This is a genomic window from Acinetobacter sp. BZX-2 (assembly GCF_055179795.1).
The window spans coordinates 742,649-769,220 of the sequence record NZ_CM143686.1; the positions used below are offsets into that span (position 1 = coordinate 742,649).

A 26,572-nucleotide genomic window follows, 5' to 3' on the forward strand; every position below is an offset into this window, starting at 1 on the left:
ATCCTCTGTTTTAAATAAAAGCCCTATCACTTGATAGGGCTTTTTGTTAATTTAGAAATAGTTTCAAAATATAAAAGAAAATGAAGGCAGGGAAATGATTATGGAAATAATCCTGAGCTTATGTATTGGTATCGGTTTAAGTGCGGCATGTGGCTTTCGTGTATTTGTCCCGTTATTTGTCATGAGTATTGCATCACTTACGGGATGGTTTGAACCAATGCAAGGCTTTGAATGGTTGGCTATGCCATCTGTATGTATTGGTTTAGCAGTCGCGACACTCTGTGAAGTCGGCGCATATTACATACCGTGGGTGGATAATGCCTTAGACACGATTGCGACACCTGCTGCGATGGTTGCAGGAACATTGACAACCATGGCAGTGAGTACTGGAGAAATGTCACAATTTGCAGGTTGGGCGGCTGCCATTATTGTCGGTGGTGGAACGGCAACAGCCGTACAAATGAGTACAGTGGCTGCACGTGGCGTATCGACTGCAACGACAGGTGGATTAGGCAATTTTGTCGTCGCTACAGGTGAGTTGATTAGTGCTGTAGTGCTCTCAATTATGGCAATGGTTGTACCTGTATTTGTTGCTATAGCAGTACTGATTATGATTGTACTTGCAATACGCTGGATTCGTATAAAAAGACAGGAAAATGCAGTCAGCCCTCTGTCTTAATCACATAAAATTGAACTATTTTTCAAATTGATTTAGATGAAAAATAGTTCAATGATGATCATAAATTTTAAAAAATTAATGAATTTCAATTCGTGTGGTGACTTTGATTTTTCGACATTCTCTATTGGCTTCTACTAAACTTCTGATTTTAAAATCATAGAAACGAACTTCTCGATTTTGCATCGCAAATTGTTCAGGGGTTTTGATTTCTAAGCATTGAAAAGGACGCAAATTTTTTAAAATCTCTTTCTGCTTATCGGTCATTTGTTGAGTCGAAAGATATACATAACCTTTGGTGGTTCTCAATAAAACATCATTGGCTTGCAATTCACTTGAACTGGTTAATTTTACAATATGCGTTTTTAAGAGTTTGCATGAACTAAGACATAAGGCGGTGAATAAAATCAACAGAACAGTTTTTGTTTTCATTGCCAAGCTATTTTATTTGAACATTTAGAATACTTTACAGCAAAACAATGAAAACCAGTCATATTTCATAATATGAGCGAAAAATAATCAATTTAAAGGTTATATTCGGTAAATTATGCAAAGAACAAATAAAACTATAAGATGATTTGAATCGTTTTGATTGGATGAAATTTATGTACTTTTAAATAGATCGTTAAGTAAAAAATGAATGAAAAGTGCGCTAAAAAAGATTGATGTTATCTATAAATTATTCTAATTTTATAAAATAGTCGTGATAAAACTCAACTCATTTTAAATGGATTTTGATGCGAAAAATATACTATGTCAGTGAATCTATTCGACTTATTATGGGGGTAGGCTTTTTGTCTACTTTGATGACAATAGGTCTTGTTCTTCTTACCATTCTGACATTTCTTCACGAGCATAATGGAATGGGAGTGGCTGAATATATTCAGAAAAATTTAGTACTTCTGGTATTTTCAGGAATAGTAATTGGTTTTTTCTTATTCTGTGCTATTTATTGCTTTTTAACGGGTGCAGGAAAATATTGTATCGATAGCGAAGGTTTACAATACAAAAATGGTTCTACCCATAGAGTAATCAGATGGCAAGAAATTCAACGAATTGAGACAGATGGCTATGGGACATTGATGATCCATGCACCCGATAAAAGATTTATGTTCTCTTTGCTTGCAGTGCTCCAATATCAGGGCTTTGATGAATCCTTTCATTTGAATTATCAATCAATATTAGCGTCCTTTGCAGAGGTATTGCGATTTAGTGGAATGCTAAAGCAGAAAGAAATAAGCCCTTACGCAGAAGAAGTTACTGGATTTATTCTTGAAAAACTTGACCAGCTCCGAATTGAACTTGAATACAATACGACATGCGGTTTTAAGTGGAATAAGAATGTAAAAGCAACTTATGAAAAGTTTGAATAAAGATCATCGTTTAACAAAAGAAAAATTTAAAAAGGATCGAGAATGGAAAATCAAGCAACTAAAAAAGGTTTCTTTAATCAGGGCTTATCCACCTCCGCATATTTGATGTGTGGTTGGCCTTTTATTTTAGCATTTGTGGGTGGAGCAATCGGTGGTGGTTTAGGTGCTTTGGCATACTTTATCAATCTGCAGATTTATAAGTCAAATTTATCAAATGCTTACAAGATAGCTTTAAATATTCTGACAGGAATTACTGCAATTATTGTGTGGTATCTGATCGCTGTTTCTATACGTGTATATTTTCAACAGTGAATATTTATTGTGGTTTTACCGATTGTTTTTAGCTAATCTAAGTTAAATATTTTGAGAATGATAAAATGATGAAATCGCCGCTTCTCAGCTTATGCCTTGTATGGTCTTCTCTATTTTTTGTTTCAGAAACGGTTTGCGCTGAGCCGTTGACAGCTGAACAAATCAAACTGCAAAAAGACAAAATTAAATATAAAACCTATATTCCTAAAACATTTCATTTATTTGAAGCGGTCGAAGGTGATTTAAATCAAGATGGACTCAATAATTTAGTGCTTATTGTAAAAGCGACTGATCCTAGTCAATGGGTAAACCATGAGTATCGAGGGAAATTGGATCGAAATCGACGGGGTATTATTGTCTTATTCAATCAAAAAGGATCATATAAAAAAGTCGTTGAAAATTTATCATGCTTTAGTTCTGAGAACGAAGAAGGTGGCGTGTATTTCGCCCCTGATTTATGGTTTGAGATTAAAAATAACGTGTTAAACATTCACTATGCACATGGTCGATACGGTGCTTGGGGGTATAGCTTTAGATTAGAAAATAATGATATGCGTTTAATTGGCTATGAGGACAGTGATAATCATGGCCCTTATGTTGAAAGTCAAACCAGTATTAATTTTTTAACGGCTAAAAAATTAGTTCGGGAAAATCTCAATCAAGATCCTGAAGGTGACCCACGGTTTAAAGAGACTTGGACAAAAATTAAGATTAAACCGGTTTTTCTTTCAGAGATAAAAGATTTCGATGCATTAGATGTGCCATAGCACAATTTTGAAATAGTTAGATTCAGTCACAAATTATTCAAATGCTGAGACTTTTGTGATTTAATTTTTGATTAAAATACGACCAAAGTCGTATATGTGAATATTTAATTATAATAAAATCAGTGTTAATAATTATTCATAATATTAAAAACACACGGAATAGGTGAAATAATGAAAACATTTGAAGTCGAAATCAGCTTACCTGCGCAAGGTCATTTTCCAAGAACAGAATCCTTTGAAACAAGTGACGTGACTCAGATTCAGGCTAAATTTTACAGTATTCAATGGCGACGTATTTTCCTCACGCAACTTCAAGTAGAAAGCGCAGAAGTTTCATTTGCAGTGGTAGATGTGGATACACAAGAGTATTTAGCAATTCAATTGAACACACAATCGATGAAAGCAGAGCCTGTCTTTGAAATCGATAGTAATATTCAGGTGGTTGTGGAAAATAAAGAATTTTTTGGCATGTTCACCCGTAAAAAGCAATATGAATTGATTTATAAAAATTTGACTCAAAGTCAAGTTTCTGAACAATTAGACTTATTTCTAAAAGGAAATATTGAAGCAATGACTGAACAATATAAGCAATTGCTGCATAAGAAAATGTTGCAAGAGCACCGTATGACTTAACCATTTTGGCGATCTAATCGATTTAGATCCCTGATTGATCAGGAGGTTAAATACCTCCTTATTTCAGACAAAGCGGACATTGCTGAATAAGTAATAAAGAGGAATAAACAACAAAAACTGAAAATATAGAGCAAGTCGTTAAAATATAACATTTGGATAAATGAATCACAAATATGTATTTAAAATCAAAGAGTAATTTTAAATTTTTTCTTAAAATTGCTATGAATTATGATTAGTCTTGTTAAACTAGGACGAGGCCATAAGGACATGAGTCATAAAAAAAATGAGTACATTTAATCTTCAAATCCAATCACCCAATGCAAGTCTGAATGATGAAATGCAAGAAAGCCATGATCTTGATATTGCATCTATTCTTGAAAAATTTGAAAAAATAAATTGGCGTCAACAACGTGTTTTACAACTTCAAATGAATGGTAAAAACTCTGTTTTTAATGTGATGCATAAAGCATCTGATGAATATTTAAAAATCACCTTAAACGCTTTTTCCAAGTCAGAACAATTCGAATTTAAGATTGAAAGTAATATCCAACTGATCTTTCCACAACGTGAATTGTTTGGGCTCATGACTCGAAAAAATAAAGAGTCATTTTTAATTAAACAAGGTAGCCTTGAGCAAGCTCAACAAAGTTTGCAAGCTTTTGCAAATCAAGATAAGCAGCAATTAGAAAGTATCTATTTGAAGAGTAAAGAAAAACCTATTTCTGAAGTATCTTAAAGTTGATGTTATGTTTCTGCTTTTATACATATAGTCTTCAAATTAGCGGATGGATTTAAGCAGTTTGCTTATATTTATTGTTTTACTTGTCCAAGCCTATTTAAGCAGTGCTTTTTTATTTTAAATCCAGATTTGGAAATAAAACCTGAAAAGACCAAATAATTTTTCCATTTTTAGTGACTTTTATGAAATAAAAAATCACTATTTTAGCCTCAAAGATAAAAAATCCTAAGTTTTACTGTTTTTGAGAAAAAATTTTCTGAAAATGGCTGTAATTGGTAAATCTTAGGGAAATAATCCCGAAGCACTTTGGTTAAAGTATGTTTCAAGGGTGTGATAGGGATCGAAAAGAGCAGATTGCTACCAGTTGCGTATAACGTGAGTGTAGTACTTACCCAAAAGGTCTCGATTCGGCTTAGGACGCTATAGATCAAAAGTTTATAGGCAATAGGGTTAGAACTTACAAAGTTTTAATAGTTGAAGTAAACCAACACATGTTTTCCCTCACACCCCAAAAAATTTTAAAAGTATAAGAAAACAAAAACATAGCAAAACAAAATATTATGAATATTGATACAGACTGCACAAGACAAGTATGGTTTTAAAGATTACATTGATACATAGAAAAAAGGATTGAAGAGGACCAGGATGGTGTATCTGATGAATCAATTTGAACAACTATTTTCAAGCAATACAGTACTTCGCCGTGTTTTTTTGTTGCTTATTATCGCAGTATGGGGCGTGATTGATCTTGCGACGGGTTATGAGTATTCATTTTCAGTGTTTTATCTTGTTCCAGTTTCAATTGCAGCTTGGTACGACAATAAAAATATGGCAATTTTCACCATTATTTTATCTGCATTGACTTGGTTATACGCGGATTATAGCGCAGGACATCATTATTCAAATTCAATTATTCCTTATTGGAATGCCTGTGCCCGATTGGGATTTTTTAGTGTGGTTGCTTTCTTATTATTTAAAATAAAAAGAAGCCTGACAGAAATGACCTTGATGGCGATGAAAGACTCTTTAACATCATTGAATAATACTCGAGCTTTCAATTTGGAATATCAAACACTTAAAAAAAGACATTCTAAAAAAGATCAAACCCTTGCAGTAGGGATCATTGACCTAGATGGTTTTAAATCGGTTAATGATACCTATGGGCACAGTAAGGGGGATGACGTACTGGTAGAGTTTGCGCATGTATTAAAAGAGACCACACGTATGACTGATGTATTGGCACGTATGGGAGGGGATGAGTTTGTGGTGATCTTGCAAGATACAAATTCACAAGGTATTGAAGATTATGCAAAAAGATTGAGAAATAAGTTTCTACTCAGTGGCTTAAAACAACAGTATGGTGTTGATTTTAGTATGGGTATTCGTGTTTATGCCGAGCTACCCGATAATCTAGATGAGGCAACCCATCAAGCTGATCAACTGATGTATCAGTCAAAAACTCGAGGTAAGTCTCAGACCACTATTTTTGCGCAAATATAGATCTATTGAAAAAGATTGATATTTGTACTTTACAGGTCTTGTTGAACAATCGCCTGACTGGCTTCTTTTAAATGATACAAAAGCTGTCCTAGCAATACATCTCTTGAACTGAGTGTAACGATGATCATGGGGTGTTTTGTACAAGGAACTGAGGTCAAAATCGCTTTACCATTTTCAGCATCCAAAGTTACACTTTGACAACCTGTTAAATTAATTTCCCCTAGAAAAGCGCTGACCATTGCCAAAATTGAACTACTTACAGCGGCAAGTTTACTGGAGTGGAATTGATGACGCTTACTGATCGAAGCCAATTCAAAACCATCCGTTGAACAGATCATGATGAATTCAATGTTATTCACATTGCTCAAGATTTGTTGAATCTGGTTTTTGGCAAATGCGACCAATGTCGCTGGAGCTGTGCGTGTTTCAAGTGCATTGATCATATAAATTCCTATAAATATTTTGTTTCTAAAGAGATAATGAGTGTTTCTAGGAGTAATAAAACGTCAGTTTTTTTACGTGCATCTACAAAAAAGATAGGAAAATTTAAGTTTCTATTCATTAAAGCTTGTCGATATTGGTGCGTTGATGTGCTAATCGCTTCATCAATATGGGTAATGCCAATGACGATATTTTCACTGTATTGTCTAAAGGTATCTAAATAATAATCTAATTCATCCAAGGGTGCTTTTAGACTATGATCGATCAGCAAAATCGTTCCAATCGCACCTTTACAAATGACACCCCACATAAAATCAAAGCGTCCCTGACCTGGTGTGCCATAGAGTCCGACTTTATTGCCATCGTCTAAAGTAATTTCACCATAATCAATACCAACAGTGGTATTGAGTTTTTTATGGCTATGATCATCCGTATTAAATGCCTCTGTTGCAAGGACTGGAACTTCAGATAATGATTTTATGGCTTCTGTTTTACCTGCTCCCATTGAGCCTGCAAAGACAATTTTGTACTTTTGAATAATCATAATAGATCTCAATATTAGAATTTAAATCTGGTTTTTAATTTCCCAAAAAGACTTTTTAAAAAGCCTTGGTTCTCAGTTTGATTCTCTGTGCTGGATGCTTGATTAAAATGGCAGTCTTTTAATGAAATTAATTCAGCATTATTAATGGCTAAATTTGCAGCAATAAAATGCTGTACGGTATGAATGGGAATATTTAATTTATTTGCAACATGCTGTATTTCTGCACCTAAAATAAAACATGCTGAAAGTTGTAATAAAATCTTTTTATCCGCCATATTGGGTTGAGGCCAAAAATTTAATCGGTAGGCTTCATCTTGTGATGGCGTCGTGATTATATAGGGGTTCTGCCAAATTAAATTAAAGAGCCAGTTTTCTAGATTATGATGTTGCTTACGAGAAACTTTGATAAAGTCGGTTGTTGTTGCAGCAGCATACTGTATAGAAAGATCGGTTTTATAGGCTTCACGTGTGGGTTCTAACCATGCCAAATGAGCATGATGATCGATAATGGCCAAAGTACCAAATTGATCATTGATCAGAATCTTACGGATTTCTTGTTGGTAAATGTCCGTAAAAAAGGCAACATCTTTAATCTCTAAATCCTGCTCAGCAGGGCCGTCATCGTATAGAGCCTGTGGTTTTTGCTCAATTTGGCTAGAACGATTCAGTAATTTAATATTGACCCAATCTTTGAGTGTTAGTTCGTCATGGATCGGTAAGCACAGTAAGTTTTCATCTATGCATCCAGCTTGTTCACTATGTTTTGAAATTTTTAAATACGGTATTTTTTTATTCTGAATAATATTTTGAATATTGTCATGTTCAAAGAAATGCTCATTAATTAAAATGCAGTTTATATTTTGATCCGAAATATTTGTCCAATTTATACCAATATTATTGGGCAAGATTTTTCTTAAGCGCATTTTAAGTTCATCTGAGGTGGTTAAACCTAAGCCCGAGATTGCGATATTGATACATTGATTGTTCATAATACCACTTATCTTTGAATAAAAATTTCAAGGTGTATGTTAACTAAAATGGTTAAGTAAAATTAATTGCAAATCTGCTCGTTTTAATAAAATGTGCTTGCGCCATTTTTGTTTAAGTATTGGAAATATGACTGTTTTGTTACCTCCATCATTATTTTTCTTAAATAAATTATTAATTTAATATTAATAGTTTATCTTTTTTCTTGTCTTAAATTAACATTGCTTATTGTCGAAAATCTATAAGCCAATCACATTAAATTGATAAGTTATTTGATATAATAAAATGCAAATTAAGTTTATTTTAATTTTAATAGGGTGTATTTGTATTTAAATTCTATATTCTTATTATATTGGTGATTTTAATCACGTAATATGATTATATTTACTTAAGTAATTTTATGATGAAAAAAAGCGATCATAAAGATCGCTTTTAATTGTTTATCCATCATATTTCAGTTTTAAGCAAAAATCTTAGTTGCCGCTTCAAAAAGAATATATAACACCACCAATGCAACGATAGGTTCTGCAATTTTTGCCCAATTTGGATTGATGGTTTTGACTTCAACCGCAGCATGGTGATCTATATGTGTATCAGATTTTTGAACATTGACCATTTGATTAAACTCCTTCATCGTTTCCTCTAATGATATCTCTTCTTCGAGCACAGGTTGAGAGCCAATCAGTTCTACAAGTTCATTTGTTGACCAAACCCAATCTTTTGCTTGTCCAGACAAGTGCTCTATTTGGCCAATGACCAGTTCTCGTAAACCTCTTTTGCCTAAACTTCCTGCTGTATCTAACTGTTTTAATTCAGCGATTTGTAATTCGAGAATTTCAGTCGTGGCAGATTCAAGTAAAGATTTATCTAAACTGGATAAATTTTGTTTAGATGTGGTTAGATGTCGAGCAATCTCTTGGGTATAGAGATGATCTTGTGAAAGTATTTCTTGGTAGAGTGCATCATCATTTTGACGCCACAAGCTGATCAGTTTGCCTAAAGTCAACGCATTGATTTCTTCAATATGAATCTTACGCTGTTCAGCATCTAATTGAGATAAGAGCTGAGGCTTTTGAATCTTAATCTGCTCAGCAAAGTATTGTACGAGATCAAAAGCCATTTGGTATTCCTTCTTCTATTCTAAAATTCTTAAACTTGGTTTTTTCTTTGGTGTATCTGTAGTGCTTTCTGATGATTCACTACTATTTGATTTTAAAGCATCTTCATCCATTTGCACATTGGCATATTCGTCAGGATCAAAGAATAAACCTTGTCCATTTTCACGTGCATAGAGTCCTAATACCGCATTCATAGGAACATAAATGTCTTTAGAGACTCCACCAAAACGTGCTGAAAATGTGACTGACTCATTGCTAATATTTAGCATATGCACAGCATGTGGCACGATATTTAAAACAATTTGACCCTCTTGTACAAATTGTTGAGGTACATCTGTATAAGGTTTGGTTGCATCAACCAAAAGATAAGGGGTTAAATTGTTATCGCAAATCCATTCATAAATTGCACGTGCTAAATATGGTCGAGTGGGCGTTACGTTTAGTTCTTGTTCAGACATTGGAAAATACTCTGTTGATTGGCAATCTAGGACTTTGCTAACAATTCACTATATCGGTTCTGTTCTTTTAAAGTCATGGACTTCAAAAAAGCAGGACGGCTAAAAATTCGTTGGCAATATAGCAAGATTGGACGGCATTGCTGTTTAGGTAGCTCAATTCCCATATGCTTTAACCGTATGAAAATTGGCGCTAACATGCAATCTAAAATTGTAAAGTTCTCAGACATAAAATAAGGATAATGCTGAAATAGGGGCGTGAGGGAGATTAAAGTATCTCGTAATTGCTTTTGTGCTTTTTGAGTTGCAACACGGTCTAAAGTATCTGGATGACGCAACATAATGTCTGCAAGTCTTAACCAATCTTGTTCTAAGCGCCAAATATATTGTCTTTGCTCTGCTCGGGGAGCAGGCGCATCTGCATATAACTTATTTTGACGATAACGATCATCTATATATTCAGAAATAATTGCAGTATTGAAAAGTTTTAAATCATTTTCTATCAGCATGGGAAGCTGATTATAGGGATTCAGGCTCGCCAAATCCTCATCATCTTCTTCTACAAGAATTAAGTGATGTTTAATCTGCTTTTCGGTGAGTAAAAATCTAATCCAGTGTGAACGAAAGTCATCCTCATGGCTATACAACGTAATCCCTTGTTGAGGTGCATTTTCGACTGACATATTCCAAAACTTGGTTAAGTGAATAGCGTAGAATACTAAAAATAGACAATAAAATCATCTTAACTTTAAGATGTTTATGATCAGTATCAATCTAAAAATAGAATTCAAAATCGGGGTGTAATCATGAGTTTAGTAAAAAAATTAATGAAATCAGTCATTCTTGTTTTTTTAATGATGAATATTTCAAATAGTTATGCGAAAAAGCAACAATCGGCTGAACGTGTAGAACAAGCTCAGGCTGCTATTTCTGTTGAGGAAGCTGCATGTTTAGTTGATGAGGCTTGTGATGTTGCTACAGCGGTACCAGAAGACGAAATGTATGGAGGCATTAAACAAGAATATGTTGTAAAAGGATGCAAAGTCACGATTTATAATGATGGGCCAGTGAAAATGGTTGATGAAAAAACAGATGAACCGTGTGATGCACCGCTTCCAAAGGATCATCAATTCTCTCAAGAAATACGTACCTATGAAGAGGATGGTTGCATGATAAGTGAACAAGTGACTGTTGATGGCGCTGCTGATGCAACAATGGATTGTTCAAAAAGTACCAAGCGTAAATAATCTTTAAGATAGAAATAACTGCAACGAATCAAGTTTAAACGAATCAAACTAAAAACGAGTTTAAGTAGTAAAAGGTTGATAAAAATAGCGCATAAAAAACCTCGGAAAATTCCGAGGTTTTTTGTCCGATTCGGTAAACGAATTAACGTTTAGAGAATTGAGGACGTTTACGCGCTTTACGTAAACCAAGTTTCTTACGTTCAACTTCACGAGCATCACGAGTAACGAAACCAGCTTGACGAAGAGCAGGTTTTAAAGTTTCGTCAGCAGCGATTAATGCACGAGTAATACCGTGACGGATAGCGCCAGCTTGACCACCGATACCACCACCAGCAACAGTGATGTAAAGGTCATACTTTTCAGTAGCGTCTAAAAGCTCAAGCGGTTGACGAACAACCATACGAGCAGTTTCACGACCGAAGTACTGTTCAAGAGTACGGTTGTTAATTACGAGTTTACCAGTACCAGCTGATAGGAAAACACGTGCAGTTGCGGTCTTACGGCGACCTGTACCATAATTAGTAGCCATGTGCAGTATCCCTTAGATGTCCAAAACTTGTGGCTGTTGCGCAGCATGCGGATGCTCAGTACCAGCATACACTTTCATTTTTTTGATCATTGCATAACCAAGAGGACCTTTTGGCAACATACCTTTAACTGCTTTTTCAAGAACAGCTTCAGGTTTGTGAGCAATTAACTTCTCGAAGTTAGTCTCACGGATACCACCAGGGAAACCAGTATGGCGATAGTATTTCTTATCAAGTGATTTTTTACCAGTCACTTGAACTTGCTCTGCATTGATAACAACGATGTAATCACCAGTGTCAACGTGCGGAGTATAAGAAGTTTTGTGCTTACCGCGTAAACGACGAGCGATTTCAGTCGCAAGGCGACCTAAAGTTTTGCCAGAAGCATCAACAACGTACCAGTCGTGTTGAACTTCAGCAGGCTTAGCGCTGAGAGTTTTCATTAAACCACTACCTATTATAGTTGGTTTGGACTATGGAAGCTGTCCAAACAAAAAGGAGACCGAATTCTATCTGAAAGTGAGAAGAATCACAATCAAAATATAGAATTTCAGGTGCATTATTATATGTGGATTTTGGCTAAATTGAAAGTCACTTATCTTAGTTTATTGCCTGATTAGGAATTACAGCCACTAGAGAGTGTGGTTAGCGTGTTAATTGAGGCTAACTGTATGGACATGGTCTATTGAATGAATACTGATTCGCCCATTCACGAATCTATTGGCATTTTATGGAAATAAGACAGAGATGTAAAATGTTGCGCTTAGCGATCATATTGTTCATAGGATGCCGATGGAATTAGGTATAAAATAGGTCAAAATAAATTTGAAAGTAAGGCACATGCTTCCATTATATGTTACCAGTGGTGAACCCGCAGGAATCGGCCCAGATATTTGTTTAAATCTGGCTGACCGTATAGATGAGCGTCCAATCGTGGTTTTGGCTGATCTCGAGATGCTCAAGCAACGTGCAGAAATTTTGCAAAAGGCGATTAATTTTGTTGAATATAATGGGCAAACCGAATCTTCAATTCAGGGTGAGCTTTATGTGGAGCATGTGCCTTTAAACCAAGCCGTGGTTCTAGGTGAATTAAACCCTCAAAATTCTGCTTATGTTTTAGAGCAATTACGCCGTTCTGCTGATTATGCCATGTCGGGTAAAAGTGTTGGTGTTGCCACTGCACCTGTACAGAAATCAGTGATTAATGATGCTGGCATTCATTTCAGTGGGCATACTGAGTATTATCAAGAGTTTGCTGGTGTAGATCGTGTTGTGATGATGCTGGCAACCAAAACATTAAGAGTTGCATTAGCGACCACACATTTACCTTTACGTGATGTTGCAGATGCGATTACCAAACAACGATTGCACCAAGTCATCGACATTCTCATTCACGATCTAAAAACCAAATTTAAAATCAATCATCCCCGTATCTTGGTTTGTGGCTTAAATCCGCATGCAGGTGAGGGGGGGTATTTAGGACATGAGGAAATCGATACGATTAATCCTGTATTGGAAGATTATCGTGCGCAAGGCATTGATATGAGTTTGAGTATGCCAGCAGATACGCTATTCACCCCTGAAAATTTGAAAAATGCAGATGCAGTTTTAGCGATGTATCACGATCAAGGCTTACCTGTGTTAAAATCCCAAGGATTCGGTGAAGCCATTAATATTACTTTAGGTTTGCCATTTATTCGGACATCAGTCGATCACGGAACAGCGCTCTCCCTCGCAGGTACTGGCCTTGCAAAAGGTTCAAGTTTGCATGTCGCTGTCGATTTAGCACTTGATCTTGCTCGCAATTAATTCACGTTGGAACTTTTTTATGTATCAAATTAATGCCTTAAACCCAAAAGATGAAGGGCATCATACGCGTAAGCGTTTTGGTCAAAACTTTTTACATGACCAACGTGTAATTGCCAAAATTGTACGTTCTGTGGCGCCTCGTTCGGGCGACAATATTGTTGAAATTGGCCCAGGTTTAGCCGCTTTAACATCCCCTTTGATTGGTGAATGTGATGCTTTAACAGTGGTTGAGCTAGATCGTGATTTGGCCGCTGGTTTACCCGGTCGTGTACCTCATCCTGAGCGTTTAACCATTATTGAAACAGATGCATTAAAGTATGATTTTACTGAACTCTTTCAGGAAGGTCGTCCTTTACGTGTTGTAGGTAACTTACCTTATAATATTTCTACGCCATTGTTATTCCACCTTTTGGAATTTGGTGGCAAAGTCAAAGACATGCATTTCATGTTGCAAAAAGAAGTGGTGGATCGAATTACGGCTTCTCCAAATACGAAAGAATATGGTCGTTTATCCGTCATGATCCAGTATTTCTGTAAACCGACTTTTTTATTTGAAGTACCACCAGGTTCATTTAATCCACCGCCAAAAGTAACGTCTGCTGTGTTCCGCTTAGAACCTTATGTTGAGAAGCCAATTGTTGCTAAAAATGAGAAAGCTTTGGCTCGTTTAGTTTCGCATGTCTTTACTCAGCGTCGTAAAACTTTGCGTAATAGTTTAAAAGGCATGTTAGCGGAAGATGGTTTTGAAAAAGCAGGTGTAGATCCGATGGCTCGTCCAGAAACACTTAGCTTGGCTCAGTTTGTTGCATTGTCAGATCAAATGGTGGCTTAAATGACCCATGAGAATATTCGCTATAATTATGTCATTGGGGATGTGCAAGGTTGTTTTGAAGCCCTGAAAGCCTTACTCAAAGAAATCCAGTTCGATGCAGATCAAGACTTTATTTGGTTTGCAGGGGATTTAGTGGCACGTGGTGAAAATTCTGTTGGGGCATTACGTTTTATCAAAAAGCTTGTAGACCGTGGTGTAGCCGCAACAGTTTTGGGCAATCATGACCTGAATTTACTGGCTGTGGCACGTGGTATTAAAAAAGCCAAAGATAAAGACAAAATTGATGATGTGATTCACGCACTTGAAAGTGACGAGTTGATTGATTGGCTACGCAAACAACCGCTATGTCTATTTCCAAATGATCAAACTATTTTGACTCATGCAGGTGTGCCATGTATTTGGAATGCACAGCAAACAGCTGAACTGGCTCAAGAAGTTGAAGCTGTTTTGAGAAGTGATCATTTTGACATTTTAGATGCATTCTTAAAAGCAATGTATGGCACTCAACCTGATCTATGGACGGAAGATTTAACTGGAAATGATCGATTGCGTTGTATTACCAATTATCTGACTCGGATGCGTTTAAGCGATGCACATGGTCGTTTAGAGTTTAGTTTTAAAGATGCTTTGGATGAGCCAATGCCTCAAGGTTTTAAACCTTGGTTTGAATTTGAATCTGAAACAGCGAAAACGCATCAAATTATTTTTGGACATTGGGCTGCCTTAGAAGGTAAAACGATCAATGCTCAAATCCAAAATGTAGATGGTGGCTGTGTTTGGGGGCATCAATTGATTGCTTATAGACTTGAAGATAAAGAAGTTTTCAGTGTAGATAATCCAATGTTTAGCTCGTTTTAAGATCATTCTGTACCTCGTGAAAAATACCCAATGAATTCATTGGGTATTTTGCATTGTGATGATCAAAATACGATTGATCCCCTGCTGTATAGCACTCTTGTGTTAAGTGATTTATATTTCTTTTTATGACACTTTTTAAGTGTGAGATGAATTGATGTTTAAAGCAATATCATCAGTATTTACCTCTTTTTAATGTCCATTTGGCAGATTTTTAGTTACTTTTCTCTAACCCATGTTTGTGTTCTACCGATCGCTTGAATCCCAATATATCCGTGTACTCGAATATTATTACCATTTGAACTCAATTTGATATTCACTTTATAGAGTTTACCCGAAAGTGGATCTACGATTTGCCCATTTCCAAATTGATTTGGTTTGACTTCTTTTACTTTAGAAAAGATCGTCATCCCTAAAATAGGTTTATTTTTCAATGCACCTGTACATTTTGTGCAAAATTCTTGAGGTTTATAACCTGCACTTGGTGTAACTTTAATAATCGTGCCAGAGTATTCACCCAGAGCATCTTTTTTTATTTCAATTAAGGCTTTAGGTGCATTGGTTTTATCGTCAATACTTTGCCAAATACCGACAATATCCTGAGCAAAACTATTTTGTATGAATAAACCAAACATTATGCTAATAGATGCAACTTTTACATCATTATTCATTTTAAGTATCTCTTATGATTTTTGTATAAAAATTAGCATATTTAATTAAAAATGCAAAATAAATCACGATAAAATGCATGTTTTATTAAATTTAATTTACAAATGCTTATTTGGTGGCAAATTACACATTCTTATTGAAAGACTGCTTTGAGATGATGTTGAATCGTTGAATGATTTAGATTAAATTCAGTGGGATATAAAATCATGGAAAATGAGAAAAGATGTTATCTACTGAACAATTAAAAACGATTTATCCACTAATTGTAACGCCCAGCCATGATGGTAAATTTTTTCATAATTATGTCATTTCATTATTAAATTTTTTACATGAAGCGAATCGAATCGGAATGTCGACACAATATTTATTGATGCAAGGTGAAAGCTTAATTACCCGTGCAAGAAATAATTGTGTAGCCACTTTTTTAGAAAATCCTGAATGGACGCATTTGTTTTGGATTGATTCAGATATTGGTTTTACAGCAGATGCTGCCTTGCGCTTATTACAGTCTGATTATGATATTGCAGCAGGTGTCTACCCACTTAAAAGAGAAGATTGGCCTGCTGAAGGTTTGCCACAAGGGATGACTTTCGCCGAGTTTCTAGCGAATTATCAACGATATACTGTAAATGCTCGTGTGCAAGGTGATGCTGATCATCTCGATATTACGATCTTGGACAATGGCTTTATTGAAATGAGTGAAGCACCAACTGGTTTTATGGTGATTAAACGTGCCGTGTTTGAAAAAATGATGCAAGCCTATCCTGAGTTAAAATACACCCCTGATTCGGTTGGTGTTGAAAACAAAGGTCTGCATTATCGTTTATTTGATGTGATGGTTGACCCTGAAACAGGGCGTTATTTATCTGAGGATTATGGTTTCTGCCGCTTGTGGGAAAAACTTGGGGGTAAGATTTTTATCGATGCAACTTCAAACCTAACTCACCAAGGCATGAAAATATATCAGGGGAATTTTGCTGAAAGTTTGCAAACTAATTTTAGTCGAGCCATTCCTGCAAAAGAAGGTTTAGCGATGACACTGAATGGTTTAGCTCACTTAACCAAAGATCATTAACGCAAGACCATTAAAATAAAAATATTAAAATGATCATGTTTATTGAGTAAAAAATTGAATGCAGCTGCAACACATTTGAGGTTACAGCTGCGTTTTATTTAAATCAATTTAGATAGCTTCAGTTAGATTAATATGCGCGAATCCAAGTTTGACTGCGACCCAAGACTGCAATGCCAATGTAGCCTCTGAGTACCAATTTCTTACCATTTGAAGAAAGTTTTGCTTTTAAGCTATAAATTTTTCCTGTGTTAGGGTCTAGAACCTTACCCCCTTCATAATTTTCCGCATCTTTCTGCTTTAGACTGTGAATAACATTGAGTCCTATAATTGGTTTGTTGGTATATGGGGCAGGGCAGTTTACACAAAACTCTTTAGGTTTATAGCCAACTCGAGGTGTGACTTTGGTAATCGTTCCGACATAAGTGCCATTCGATTCTTTACTAATTCTAACAATGCCTTTGGGTGCCCCAGTTTTATCATCAATACTTTGCCATAAGCCTGAAATGTCTTCTGCAAATGCGAATTGACTCAGAGAAAGCATGACAATTGACAGTAAAAATTTAAATTTAGTCCACATTTTATTCCCCTAACTTTTAAGTGGTTACTGGTCATTTTTATTTCTATTGTTATTTCAGTCATTTGTATTTTGAAAAGACTGAAATATTGAACACGAGAATTGCTGTTGTTATCTGTTTTGAATATTTTTACAGGATTTTGATTTGAAATGATAGTTTAAAAATTGTTTTATATTCATAAAAATGATCAACGCAATTTGCAAGCCATCATTTCACAATAGACAATTGTTCCAATTGGAAATGGACGTCGAACAAGGTTCAATTCAAATGGAAGTGCTTGTTTAGCCCTTGTCTAGTCCTGAAATAATAAAGCCCATAAATTCATTATGGGCTTTTAGAATTAACTAAATCATTTATTTAGTCAAAATAAGAAAAATCAGTTTTCTCGAATCCAAATTTGGCTACGTCCAAGTGCTGAAACACCGATGTATCCTCGTAAAGATAAGCGATTTCCGTTGGCACTCAATTTTGCTTTCATCGAGTAGATTTTGCCTGATAACGGATCAATAATTTTCCCACCAGTGTAATTTTCTTCATTGGTTTGTTTTAAGTTTTTTAGAACATCCATGCCTAAAATAGGTTTATTTGTATAAGGTGCTGGGCAGTTTACACAGGTTTCCTTCGGTGTATAGCCTGGCAGTGGTGTGATTTTAATGATTTTCCCAGTGTATGTTCCGTTGGATTCTTTACGAACTTCAAGAACAGCTTTAGATGATCCAGTTTTATCATCGATATTTTTCCAAATACCGGTAATATCCTTCGCCATACTGCTAAAACTTAGCACTGAGCATAAAACACCTAAAATAAATCTATTTGACCACATTTATTCATTCCTTATCAAAATGGGGGTAAGATTTATCTTAATTTGAATAACAATTCTATGCAATCACTTGAAATGTATAGTAAATCACAGTTATTTTATAAAAAGAATAAAGGTTGGCAACCAGATCGCAGTGAATACAGCATTGACTGCCATACCGAAGGCTGCATAGCGACCTGCAACTGCACCACGTTGCCATGCTTGCGCTGTGCCAATTGCATGAGCGGCTAAGCCCAAAGCCAAGCCAGACGCGCGTTCATCATTAATATTGCGTAAAATAATCGATGAGAAAGCAGCCCCAATGACCCCTGATAAAATGACGATTAAAATCACTAAAGTGACTGGTGAGTGCAATAAAGTTGCAATATTAATGGCAATTGGGGTCGTCACAGCACGCGTTGCAAACGCCATGATGGTCGGTTCAGACATATGTAACAGATACGCTAAGCTCATAGGTAAGGCTACAGCGCTGATACTGGCAAAGACGAGAATGCCTATCACCGATTTAAGCGGTAAATCGTCATAGCGCATCGCAGCTAGGGGAATGGCTAGGGCAACAGTGACATAACCGAGAAGATGGCTAAATAAACTATTCATAGCACTATTATATTTTTCATACGGGATTTTTAAAATCATTAAAAGTCCAATCACGAAAAACATTGCAATCACTAACAATGGCACTTGCGGAAATTTTCTATTCACTGGTTTTGCTGCAAGGTACGCAACTAAAGTGATCAGGAAACCAGTCAGAATGCTGAACATATCAATCTCCTATAACCACTTTTTTGCCATTTTGGCGTAAATCCACAAGGGAATCAGTGTGCTAATAAACATCACCACCAGAAATAAGGGAATTTGTTTTCCCATGCTCACCAGCATAATCAGTGAGCCTGCACAGATCGGGAGGAAAGCAAAACCACTTTCTTTCATTAACTTATTATTGGTATCGACTAAACGAGGTGGAATTTTTTTAAATCTACGCCAGATGACCAGTACCAAGAGCAGGCTTAAGAGTCCTGTTAAGTTCCCCAATTCTGGATGATTAAATTGTGACATGACCCAAACCGAGGCTTCACGAAAGAAGACGATAAGTCCAATGGTGAATACCCAAGCTTGCCAATCTATGCGTTTTAACTGATCCATGCGTATTGATATATAAAATTTGACCTTTCACGTTTTAACCGATTTAGCGTTTGATTTCAAACTCTTCTAAAGGCCTTTTAAACTGCTGTGCTTTACTTCCAAGAATTTCGTCAATCGGTAAATGTGCTTGTTTAATGAGTTGTTCCAATTTTTGAGGTGCCATTGCAACCATTAAATGTAAATGACCTTCATCATCATAGTGTTCAGATTGAATAACATTTAAAGCATAAAGTTGGTTACGTAACTTTCCATAGGCAGGCTTTAGCAGCAGTTCAAAATTCTGAATTTGTCCCATTAAACATTCATGGACTGCTTTACGAAGTAAGTCTAAGCCTTGCCCTGTATGAGCTGAGACGTAAACACGTTCAGGTTGATGTGGCTTGGCATAAATAATTTTAGCCTCCTCACCAGACTGATCAATTTTGTTATAAACCCTTAAAGTTGGAATATCTGCACCAATTTCTTTTAACACAGTTTCTACTGCTTCGATCTGTTCCATCATTTCAGGACTACTTGAATCAATCACATGCAGCAGTAATGTTGCTTCTAAAGTTTCTTCCAAGGTTGCTTTAAAGGATTCGACTAAAGAATGAGCGAGATTGCGCACAAAACCAACAGTGTCTGCTAGAACCAGCGTTCCGATACCTTCCCAATCCAAACGTCTGAGCGTCGGGTCAAGTGTGGCAAAAAGTTGATCCGCAGCATAGACATCACTATTTGCTAAAATATTAAATAGGGTTGATTTCCCCGCATTGGTATAACCCACCAAGGAGACTGTTGGAATATTGGCCTTTTGGCGTGCGGCACGTCCTTGTGTACGCGTCTTACGAACCTTTTCAAGACGGTCTTTTAGTTGCTCCATACGGATGCGTAATAAACGACGATCTGTTTCTAACAGTGTTTCACCTGGCCCACGTAAGCCGATTCCGCCTTTTTGACTATCCAAATTGCTACGGCTACGAACCAAACGAGACGATAGGTGATCTAATTGAGCAAGCTCAACTTGAAGTTTTCCTTCATGGGTGCGGGCACGTTGTGCAAAGATATCGAGAATTAACCCTGTACGATCGATCACACGACATTTTAAAATTCTTTCTAAGTTACGCTCTTGCGCAGGAGAGAGTGCTTGATCAAAAATGACCAGCTCAATTTCTTCATTTTCAACACGTTCAGCAATTTCTTCGGCTTTACCTGTACCAATAAAAAATTTAGCATCAGGTTTGACGCGTTGAACGGTTAAATGTTCAAAAATTTCAGCACCTGCGGATTTTGCCAGTAATCGAAACTCCTCAGCGTCCAAATTTTCTAATATTTGTACATTTACACTGATTAAAATGGTTTTTTCACCACCTTGATGCTGATCAAAGTATTCCACAGATCTTAAAACTCAGAAGCATTAGCGAATAACCATTCTAAAGTAAATTGACTGTTAAATCCTAACTGGCTGTTAAAGAATTGCAATAAATAGCTTGGAAACGATAACCAAAGCACCGCAATATAAAATCACATATCCGAGTAGCGTATTGAATTTAATATGCAGCGTTTGAGGGTTTAACCGATTCCACGGTTTTAATGCTTTTTTAAGTCGATCATGTTATTTCTCCTTTGTTGAATATTTTGGTTGATTATGAGGAATATGAGTCATTCAAGCTTTTAGTAAATAGACAACATGTATAGTGCGCAGCTTTGCACACGGATTATTCTTGATTTAATTTTATTGATAGCATCAAATTCATAAAATAGGTATTGAGTAAGTTCTTGCTATGTTTTTATGATCAATGCAACTTTATGTATATACGTATACAATACTGTCGGTTTAATATGAAATATAGTCAGTTTAGTGAGCTTCTATGACTCAACAACAAGTAAGCAAAAAGTCAAATTCATCGAACTTAAGTGTGTTATCTAAACTTTTTTTATATAGTAAAAAAATAGTCACGGGTACAGCGGCTATATCTGAAGGCTTTTATTTGGTTTATCGCCATCAGCTCTATAAAGACCCGAATAATCCGAATAATACTCGTTATGTACAATACTTTTGCCGACGTCTCTGTGAGGTTTTCAATGTCGATGTACGTGTGCACGGTGACATTCCTCGTGAGCCTGCATTGTGGGTCAGTAATCATGTTTCTTGGCTAGATATCGCTGTTTTAGGCTCAGGCGCACGGGTCTTCTTTTTAGCGAAAGCTGAGATTGAAAAATGGCCCATTTTTGGAAAACTTGCAAAGGGTGGTGGAACCTTATTTATCAAACGTGGTTCGGGTGATTCGGTTCGCATTCGTGAGCAAATTGCTGAATTTTTAAGTAAAGACATTCCTGTATTATTTTTCCCAGAAGCGACAACCACTGATGGGACAAAAGTTAAAAAAGTGCATGGTCGTATTTTAGGTGCGGCAATTGAAGCCAATAAACCTGTACAAGTGTGCGTGATTTGCTATGTCAATAAAAATGGTCAATTAGATACCGTTGCGCCATTTATTGGAGACACGACTTTTGTTGCACATATTCAAGCGGTTTTAGAAATGCCAAAAGTCACCGCACATTTGAAGGCTTTTCCTCAGATTTCTACAGAAGGACATAGCGTAGAAAGTCTGACCAAACTGGTTCAGGAAACCATGCAAACAGGCTTGGAAGATTTGCAAAGAGAAGTTTTAGTGGGTTAATGTTTCATTTTCCAATCGAAGGCTTACATAAAGCCTTCGATTGGTAACCATGAAATAACTTTGATGCCAGCTTTTTGCCACCATTTCATTTTGGGTTCTTTGGTAAATGTAATGGTACCTTGCGGTGTGGTACGTAGCCAATTGATATTGTCTTGTGAATCTAAAACCAATTTATAAGCATACTTCTTCAAATTTTCATCCATGGTTTTATGGACAGCATTGGCCAAAGGTGGACTGTTAATAATGACCCCAATTTCTGTATTTAAATTGGCAGAGCGAGGATCAAAATTAAAAGAACCAATAAAGACTTGTTTATTATCAATCGCCATGAGCTTGGCATGTAAACTTGAGCGACTTAATCCTTTTAAACTGACCTTGGTTTTTTTAGAAATTTCTTTGCTATTGGCATATAAATTTTCTTCTGACACTGCAGGTAAAAACTCATAGAGTTCCACGCCATTTTTCAGTAAGTTGTCACGGTATTTTGCATAAAAAGCATGTACTAGTGCGACATCATTGGCTTTGAAAGAGTTGGTTAATACCCGAACTTTCACGTCATCTTTGGCAAGTTCAATCAGCTTATCTTCACCCTTTTTTTGAGGCACAAAATAAGCGGAAATCAGGTCAACAGTTTCAGTTGGGTCTTCCAAACGTTTCACCATTTGGAAATTTAGGTGCTGTTCCTTTTTTGCTTTGGCTTGGATTTTGTCAGGAGAGTCTTTCACGACTTCTGCTTTGACCCAATCTAATTGAATATTATGATTTAGCCACTGGTCAAAATCATGGGTTCGATTACTTAAGTCTAAATAGTTCTGTGTCGTAATTTCTTGGTAATGCTTGGTGAGTTGTTCTTTTAGACCTTCATAACGCAGTGTGTAAGCATTGTGATTGACGATGCTTCTAACAGGATATGCATAGCTATGATTCCAGTACTCATCAAATGAATGGGTAATATCATCTACAGCTTGCCCTGCCAGCATCACATCGACATCGGAAAACTGATAGCTATCACTTACATTGTAATACTGATTACTCATGTTACGCCCACCAATCAAGGAAATTTGATTGTCAGCGGTAAAGGTTTTGTTGTGCATACGACGGTTAATTCGTTTTAAATCGAGCAGTATGTCTAATGGACGCATACCTCTAAAACGATAGGGGTTGAACAGTTTAACCTCAATATTGGCATGTTGATCCAGTGCCAAATACACACCTTCCATCTTGCCTGCATTATTATCATCAATTAATAAACGAATTTTAACACCACGGTCTGCAGCTTCTATCATTTTATAGAGAGCCAATGAACCAATTTTGTCGTTGTCCCAAATATAATATTGTAAATCTAAGGTTTTTTCGGCTTTCTCAATTAAATGAATACGTGCTGCAATGGCTTCCAAAGGGTCATATAAAACGTGATAGCCCGTTAGATCGGGATTTTTTTCTTTTAATGGTGTAATAATTTGAGCAAGAGAAGTATCGTGTGTGTTGATATCATATGCATATTCAGGCTGTACATTTTGTTGTTTGGGGAGTGTTGTACAAGCCGATAAACTTAAGGCTAAACAAGTACTCAGCGCCAATAAACCTTTGGAACGAAGATAACCTATGTAATACTTTTGCTGTATTTGCGTATTGTGATTGAGCATTCGTTCCATAATATTTTCTGCGACTCTCTGAGCTAGAGTATAATTGGCATGGCTGAAAAGATAAATAAGCGATAACAGGTGTTAAATACCTGAGAGATTGAATATGTTCATGACTTTTAATGTTACTTCAATGTTTTATTTGAGCTTTATCTTGCTTGCAATGTGGGGTATTTCTCAAGCATGGTTAAGCCAGTCAAGAACTGAAACCATTCATCCTTTCAAGTCTTTTGTTCATTTATTGGCATTTTACCTATCTTATTTATTAATTCCGTTGTTCTTTTTTAACATTTATGCAGGTTGGATTGGAATTTTTTCCATCCATGAAAGTATTTTTATTTTTTTACTTAGTAGCGTATTGATTTACGCACGATTTATTGAACCACATACTGTACATGTTAAGCGTTTACAGTATCAGTTTGATGCGAGTAAACCCTTTCAGAAGCCAGTAAAAGTGGCATTACTTGCAGATTTGCATATTGGGCTTTTTTCAGGACATGAGCGCCAACTCCGAACAATTGTTAAAAAAGTGAATTTGGAACAGCCTGATTTTGTTGTAGTTGCAGGGGATTGGACGTATGAGCCTGAAAATAAATTGGCAGAAGAATTAGCCATATTAAAAGAGATTCAAGCACCTGTATATTCAGTCAATGGTAACCATGATGAACAGTATCCTGGGCCACCGATTCAGACTTTATTGGCGCATGCTTTAGAGATCAATAATGTAATGGATATTGAAGGACAAATTGTCGAGTTTGATGAATTTCGTCTTATCGGTATTGGTGATTTGTGGGCTGGCAAAGCCGATATGCGCTATATGCCTGAACTCCCACAAGATAAACCATGGCTGATTTTGTCACACAATCCAGATACAGTTGATATGGTTCCGCAGCTTCCTACACGTCCGTTAATGTTGTCGGGTCATACTCACGGTGGACAAGTTGAACTACCTTGGTTGACCAGTTATATCATGAAGAAAGTGTCTATTTTGGGGCATAAACGAGGACTGTATCAACATGAAAATGCAGATGTTTTTGTGAGTGTCGGTACGGGAATGGTGGGTGTGCCTTTCCGTTTTCGAGTCCCGCCAACGATTGATATTATTGAATTGAGCTAATTGATTAGTTCTAGTGACCTATCGTTTGATAAATAACGAACAGGATAATGATAATGAGCAATATAAATAGAGGTGTTCTTCTTTTTTTGCTTAGATCTTCAATACCAATCGGTTGAGTCATTGTTGTATGCCGCGTAGACGTGGATTCATTAGCGCGTGGATGAAGTGCTTTGATATTCTCTAAGCTACTTAAATTATCTAAATTTGGATGGGTTATTAAATTTTCGACAAATTCTTTCGCATCCTTCAAATCTAAGGTCGAGTATTTTTTTACCAGTTTAATTGCTTCAATTTTTCGACCCTGTTGAATGAGTGCATAAATCTCTTGCGCATGCATAGGTGATATGGATGAGTTTGTTAAACTTTGAGTCGTCGCTTCATATGGATTCATCGCCAAACTTTCGACATAATCTTTTGCTTCTTTTAAACCGAGATCTGAGTTATCTATAACCCATTTAATCGCTTCAATCTTACGGTCTTGTTGTAGAAGTAAAACAATATTTTGCTTTTGGCTTTCGGAAAATAACGTCATAACATATGCTCTTAATTGGTAACGGATTATGCTGAATATTCAATAAATTAGCATTTTAGAATTGAGCTTTGATCAATAATAATTACAAAATTAGGCTAAATAAAAGTAGTAATTTGTCCATGAATCATGAATATTCATAAATTGTCATAAAACATTGTTAATCTCAATGAAGTACATCTAAAACAAACGATCAAAACCTAGAGAGGGTGAAACCATGACTCGTGATTATGCAAAATTTCCTGAAGACGATAACGGTAATTTACTTTGGCAAATGCAAGAAGATGGTGATGATCTCGCAGAAATACATGAAGTTGAATTCTCTATGTATTTTAAAACACGACAGGCAGCAGAAACGTGTGCTATCTATCTTTTACATGAAGAGCAAAAAGTTTCTCTTTATTTAGATGAAGATGTGGAACCCAATGAATGGGTGATTACCGTTTATGTTAATTTGCTACCTGAGTACGACGATATTGTTGATTTAGAACAATGGTTTACCAAAATTGCTGAGCAATTTGAAGGCGAATATGACGGTTGGGGCTGTACGGCATATGTTTTTGAAGATTTAGATGAAGAAGAATAGGGTTTTATAAAATAGTCATCGGCTTGATAGCCTAACGTTTAAATGATCAAGCATGATATTGGCGATGGATGGTCGTCAGTATCATGCTAAAAAATAAAGCATTTCATTTATATGATGAACTGAGAATTGTTGTATTAAATTAATAAATATCTATAAATTTCAGTAATATGCTGCAAAATAAAAATAAGTATTAAACATATATTGATGTGTCCAAGTGAAATAGATTTGTCTTTAATTAGATTTTGAGATGATCCTAATTCTTTGAAATAACAGACTATAAGTTGAAAGTAAGAGATTGAATTTTTGAAAATACAATATTTATTAAAGATTTATTAAAGGAGATTTCAGCACTCAATACTCTCATGAGTAAAGCAAGAAGAAATAAAAAATATACAGATAAAATTTGAGCGAGCAGTAAACTGAATGTTCATCAAAAAAATAAAATTCAAGGATTTGAAAATGAGTAATACTGTAAAACTACATCGTGTATTTAGTGCGCCAGCTGAACGTGTCTATCGTGCATTTCTAGACCCAGATGCATGGGTTAAATGGATGCCCCCACATGGGTTTACGGCAAAAGTACATCATAGTGATGTTACAGTGGGCGGTTCTTATAAAATGTCATTCACCAATTTTTCTACAGGTTCAACCCATTCATTTGGGGGGATGTATGAAGAGTTGATCCCTAATCAACTTATCCGTTATTTTGATGAATTTGATAACCCTGAATTAGCAGGAAGAATTGAAGTTATCATTGAATTAAAAGCAGTTTTAGTCGGTACAGAAGTGAATATTACCCAGTCAGGTATTCCAGATGTGATTCCAGTTGAAGCTTGTTATTTAGGATGGCAAGAGTCTTTACAATTATTCGGTTTATTGGTCAATCCAACCATTCCAGATCAGTAAGTAGAATTGTGAGTATTCTATTGTATAAAGG

33 protein-coding genes are annotated in these 26,572 nt (G+C 36.0%); 16 read left to right on the forward strand and 17 right to left on the reverse strand.

Going from position 1 to position 26,572, the window contains the following annotated elements; translation table 11 throughout:
* Positions 1-100 precede the first annotated feature (100 nt).
* A complete protein-coding gene (locus ACY45D_RS03475) occupies positions 101-679 on the forward strand; it encodes a DUF4126 domain-containing protein (RefSeq protein ID WP_463108455.1) in 579 nt (192 codons plus the stop codon).
* Positions 680-754: 75 nt separating this feature from the next.
* Here ACY45D_RS03475 and ACY45D_RS03480 read toward each other — a convergent pair whose 3' ends face one another.
* Positions 755-1,108, reverse strand: a complete 354-nt coding sequence (locus ACY45D_RS03480) for a hypothetical protein (protein ID WP_463108456.1) — start codon at positions 1,106-1,108, stop codon at positions 755-757.
* A 305-nt stretch (positions 1,109-1,413) separates the two neighbouring features.
* On the opposite strand from ACY45D_RS03480, the gene ACY45D_RS03485 reads away from it, so the two are divergent.
* From ACY45D_RS03485 to ACY45D_RS03510, 6 genes are all read left to right on the forward strand, one after another.
* Positions 1,414-2,049 (forward strand): hypothetical protein, encoded by a 636-nt coding sequence (locus ACY45D_RS03485; protein WP_463108457.1) that lies wholly within the window; start codon positions 1,414-1,416, stop codon positions 2,047-2,049.
* Positions 2,050-2,091: 42 nt separating this feature from the next.
* Positions 2,092-2,361 (forward strand): hypothetical protein, encoded by a 270-nt coding sequence (locus ACY45D_RS03490; protein WP_463108458.1) that lies wholly within the window; start codon positions 2,092-2,094, stop codon positions 2,359-2,361.
* A gap of 65 nt (positions 2,362-2,426) precedes the next feature.
* Positions 2,427-3,128, forward strand: coding sequence for a hypothetical protein (locus ACY45D_RS03495; RefSeq protein ID WP_463108459.1), 702 nt, complete (start codon positions 2,427-2,429; stop codon positions 3,126-3,128).
* A gap of 171 nt (positions 3,129-3,299) precedes the next feature.
* On the forward strand, positions 3,300-3,761 hold the full coding sequence (locus ACY45D_RS03500; protein WP_463108460.1) for a hypothetical protein: 462 nt from the start codon (positions 3,300-3,302) through the stop codon (positions 3,759-3,761).
* Positions 3,762-4,044: 283 nt separating this feature from the next.
* Positions 4,045-4,497 carry a hypothetical protein gene (locus ACY45D_RS03505; protein WP_463108461.1) on the forward strand — a complete coding sequence of 151 codons (453 nt, stop codon included), beginning with the start codon at positions 4,045-4,047 and terminating at the stop codon, positions 4,495-4,497.
* A 660-nt stretch (positions 4,498-5,157) separates the two neighbouring features.
* The gene (locus ACY45D_RS03510) at positions 5,158-6,000 is read left to right on the forward strand and encodes a GGDEF domain-containing protein (RefSeq protein WP_463108462.1); all 843 of its coding nucleotides are present in this window, start codon (positions 5,158-5,160) and stop codon (positions 5,998-6,000) included.
* A 29-nt stretch (positions 6,001-6,029) separates the two neighbouring features.
* Here the strand turns inward: ACY45D_RS03510 and ACY45D_RS03515 are convergent, their stop codons facing one another.
* The 6 genes from ACY45D_RS03515 to ACY45D_RS03540 form a co-directional block, all read right to left on the reverse strand.
* Positions 6,030-6,443 carry a roadblock/LC7 domain-containing protein gene (locus ACY45D_RS03515; RefSeq protein ID WP_463108463.1) on the reverse strand — a complete coding sequence of 138 codons (414 nt, stop codon included), beginning with the start codon at positions 6,441-6,443 and terminating at the stop codon, positions 6,030-6,032.
* An 8-nt stretch (positions 6,444-6,451) separates the two neighbouring features.
* A complete protein-coding gene (locus ACY45D_RS03520) occupies positions 6,452-6,985 on the reverse strand; it encodes a GTP-binding protein (protein ID WP_463108464.1) in 534 nt (177 codons plus the stop codon).
* Positions 6,986-6,999: 14 nt separating this feature from the next.
* Positions 7,000-7,974, reverse strand: coding sequence for a hypothetical protein (locus ACY45D_RS03525; protein WP_463108465.1), 975 nt, complete (start codon positions 7,972-7,974; stop codon positions 7,000-7,002).
* Between the two features lie 458 nt (positions 7,975-8,432).
* Positions 8,433-9,092: a hypothetical protein gene (locus ACY45D_RS03530; protein ID WP_463108466.1), complete on the reverse strand. Its 660-nt coding sequence runs from the start codon at positions 9,090-9,092 to the stop codon at positions 8,433-8,435.
* Between the two features lie 15 nt (positions 9,093-9,107).
* Positions 9,108-9,548 carry a ClpXP protease specificity-enhancing factor gene (locus ACY45D_RS03535; protein WP_463108467.1) on the reverse strand — a complete coding sequence of 147 codons (441 nt, stop codon included), beginning with the start codon at positions 9,546-9,548 and terminating at the stop codon, positions 9,108-9,110.
* Between the two features lie 26 nt (positions 9,549-9,574).
* On the reverse strand, positions 9,575-10,228 hold the full coding sequence (locus ACY45D_RS03540) for a glutathione S-transferase N-terminal domain-containing protein (protein WP_463108468.1): 654 nt from the start codon (positions 10,226-10,228) through the stop codon (positions 9,575-9,577).
* Positions 10,229-10,351: 123 nt separating this feature from the next.
* On the opposite strand from ACY45D_RS03540, the gene ACY45D_RS03545 reads away from it, so the two are divergent.
* Positions 10,352-10,792, forward strand: coding sequence for a hypothetical protein (locus tag ACY45D_RS03545; protein ID WP_463108469.1), 441 nt, complete (start codon positions 10,352-10,354; stop codon positions 10,790-10,792).
* Positions 10,793-10,934: 142 nt separating this feature from the next.
* Here the strand turns inward: ACY45D_RS03545 and rpsI are convergent, their stop codons facing one another.
* Positions 10,935-11,321 (reverse strand): 30S ribosomal protein S9, encoded by a 387-nt coding sequence (gene rpsI / locus ACY45D_RS03550; protein ID WP_010113617.1) that lies wholly within the window; start codon positions 11,319-11,321, stop codon positions 10,935-10,937.
* Between the two features lie 12 nt (positions 11,322-11,333).
* Positions 11,334-11,762, reverse strand: coding sequence for a 50S ribosomal protein L13 (rplM, locus tag ACY45D_RS03555; protein ID WP_002117832.1), 429 nt, complete (start codon positions 11,760-11,762; stop codon positions 11,334-11,336).
* 397 nt (positions 11,763-12,159) lie between these two features.
* Between rplM and pdxA the strand changes: the two genes are divergently transcribed.
* Genes pdxA through ACY45D_RS03570 form a run of 3 tightly spaced genes read left to right on the forward strand, consistent with a single transcriptional unit; the run spans position 12,160 to position 14,818 of the window.
* Positions 12,160-13,128 carry a 4-hydroxythreonine-4-phosphate dehydrogenase PdxA gene (pdxA, locus tag ACY45D_RS03560; protein WP_463108470.1) on the forward strand — a complete coding sequence of 323 codons (969 nt, stop codon included), beginning with the start codon at positions 12,160-12,162 and terminating at the stop codon, positions 13,126-13,128.
* Positions 13,129-13,147: 19 nt separating this feature from the next.
* A complete protein-coding gene (rsmA, locus tag ACY45D_RS03565; protein ID WP_463108471.1) occupies positions 13,148-13,960 on the forward strand; it encodes a 16S rRNA (adenine(1518)-N(6)/adenine(1519)-N(6))-dimethyltransferase RsmA in 813 nt (270 codons plus the stop codon).
* Positions 13,961-14,818, forward strand: coding sequence for a symmetrical bis(5'-nucleosyl)-tetraphosphatase (locus tag ACY45D_RS03570; RefSeq protein WP_463108472.1), 858 nt, complete (start codon positions 13,961-13,963; stop codon positions 14,816-14,818).
* A 215-nt stretch (positions 14,819-15,033) separates the two neighbouring features.
* On the opposite strand, the gene ACY45D_RS03575 is transcribed toward ACY45D_RS03570, so the two are convergent.
* Positions 15,034-15,486, reverse strand: coding sequence for a DUF2147 domain-containing protein (locus ACY45D_RS03575; RefSeq protein ID WP_463108473.1), 453 nt, complete (start codon positions 15,484-15,486; stop codon positions 15,034-15,036).
* Between the two features lie 221 nt (positions 15,487-15,707).
* Here ACY45D_RS03575 and ACY45D_RS03580 point away from each other — a divergent pair, with 221 nt between their 5' ends.
* Entirely contained in the window at positions 15,708-16,559 is an 852-nt protein-coding gene (locus ACY45D_RS03580; RefSeq protein ID WP_463108474.1) for a hypothetical protein, read from the forward strand.
* 127 nt (positions 16,560-16,686) lie between these two features.
* Here the strand turns inward: ACY45D_RS03580 and ACY45D_RS03585 are convergent, their stop codons facing one another.
* From ACY45D_RS03585 to hflX, 5 genes are all read right to left on the reverse strand, one after another.
* Entirely contained in the window at positions 16,687-17,136 is a 450-nt protein-coding gene (locus ACY45D_RS03585; protein ID WP_463108475.1) for a DUF2147 domain-containing protein, read from the reverse strand.
* Between the two features lie 374 nt (positions 17,137-17,510).
* On the reverse strand, positions 17,511-17,957 hold the full coding sequence (locus ACY45D_RS03590; RefSeq protein ID WP_463108476.1) for a DUF2147 domain-containing protein: 447 nt from the start codon (positions 17,955-17,957) through the stop codon (positions 17,511-17,513).
* 90 nt (positions 17,958-18,047) lie between these two features.
* The gene (locus ACY45D_RS03595) at positions 18,048-18,716 is read right to left on the reverse strand and encodes an LrgB family protein (RefSeq protein WP_463108477.1); all 669 of its coding nucleotides are present in this window, start codon (positions 18,714-18,716) and stop codon (positions 18,048-18,050) included.
* 9 nt (positions 18,717-18,725) lie between these two features.
* On the reverse strand, positions 18,726-19,097 hold the full coding sequence (locus ACY45D_RS03600) for a hypothetical protein (protein WP_463108478.1): 372 nt from the start codon (positions 19,095-19,097) through the stop codon (positions 18,726-18,728).
* Positions 19,098-19,140: 43 nt separating this feature from the next.
* Positions 19,141-20,472, reverse strand: a complete 1,332-nt coding sequence (hflX, locus tag ACY45D_RS03605) for a ribosome rescue GTPase HflX (protein WP_463108479.1) — start codon at positions 20,470-20,472, stop codon at positions 19,141-19,143.
* A 475-nt stretch (positions 20,473-20,947) separates the two neighbouring features.
* Between hflX and ACY45D_RS03610 the strand changes: the two genes are divergently transcribed.
* Positions 20,948-21,760 (forward strand): lysophospholipid acyltransferase family protein, encoded by an 813-nt coding sequence (locus ACY45D_RS03610; protein WP_463108480.1) that lies wholly within the window; start codon positions 20,948-20,950, stop codon positions 21,758-21,760.
* 23 nt (positions 21,761-21,783) lie between these two features.
* On the opposite strand, the gene ACY45D_RS03615 is transcribed toward ACY45D_RS03610, so the two are convergent.
* On the reverse strand, positions 21,784-23,415 hold the full coding sequence (locus ACY45D_RS03615; RefSeq protein ID WP_463108481.1) for a phospholipase D family protein: 1,632 nt from the start codon (positions 23,413-23,415) through the stop codon (positions 21,784-21,786).
* Positions 23,416-23,509: 94 nt separating this feature from the next.
* On the opposite strand from ACY45D_RS03615, the gene ACY45D_RS03620 reads away from it, so the two are divergent.
* A complete protein-coding gene (locus tag ACY45D_RS03620; RefSeq protein ID WP_463108482.1) occupies positions 23,510-24,520 on the forward strand; it encodes a metallophosphoesterase in 1,011 nt (336 codons plus the stop codon).
* A gap of 10 nt (positions 24,521-24,530) precedes the next feature.
* On the opposite strand, the gene ACY45D_RS03625 is transcribed toward ACY45D_RS03620, so the two are convergent.
* Positions 24,531-25,052, reverse strand: coding sequence for a hypothetical protein (locus ACY45D_RS03625; RefSeq protein WP_463108483.1), 522 nt, complete (start codon positions 25,050-25,052; stop codon positions 24,531-24,533).
* A gap of 214 nt (positions 25,053-25,266) precedes the next feature.
* Here ACY45D_RS03625 and ACY45D_RS03630 point away from each other — a divergent pair, with 214 nt between their 5' ends.
* Together ACY45D_RS03630 and ACY45D_RS03635 are read left to right on the forward strand one after the other, a co-directional pair.
* Positions 25,267-25,635 (forward strand): ribonuclease E inhibitor RraB, encoded by a 369-nt coding sequence (locus ACY45D_RS03630; RefSeq protein WP_463108484.1) that lies wholly within the window; start codon positions 25,267-25,269, stop codon positions 25,633-25,635.
* A gap of 459 nt (positions 25,636-26,094) precedes the next feature.
* Positions 26,095-26,541 carry an SRPBCC family protein gene (locus tag ACY45D_RS03635; RefSeq protein ID WP_463108485.1) on the forward strand — a complete coding sequence of 149 codons (447 nt, stop codon included), beginning with the start codon at positions 26,095-26,097 and terminating at the stop codon, positions 26,539-26,541.
* Positions 26,542-26,572 lie beyond the last annotated feature (31 nt).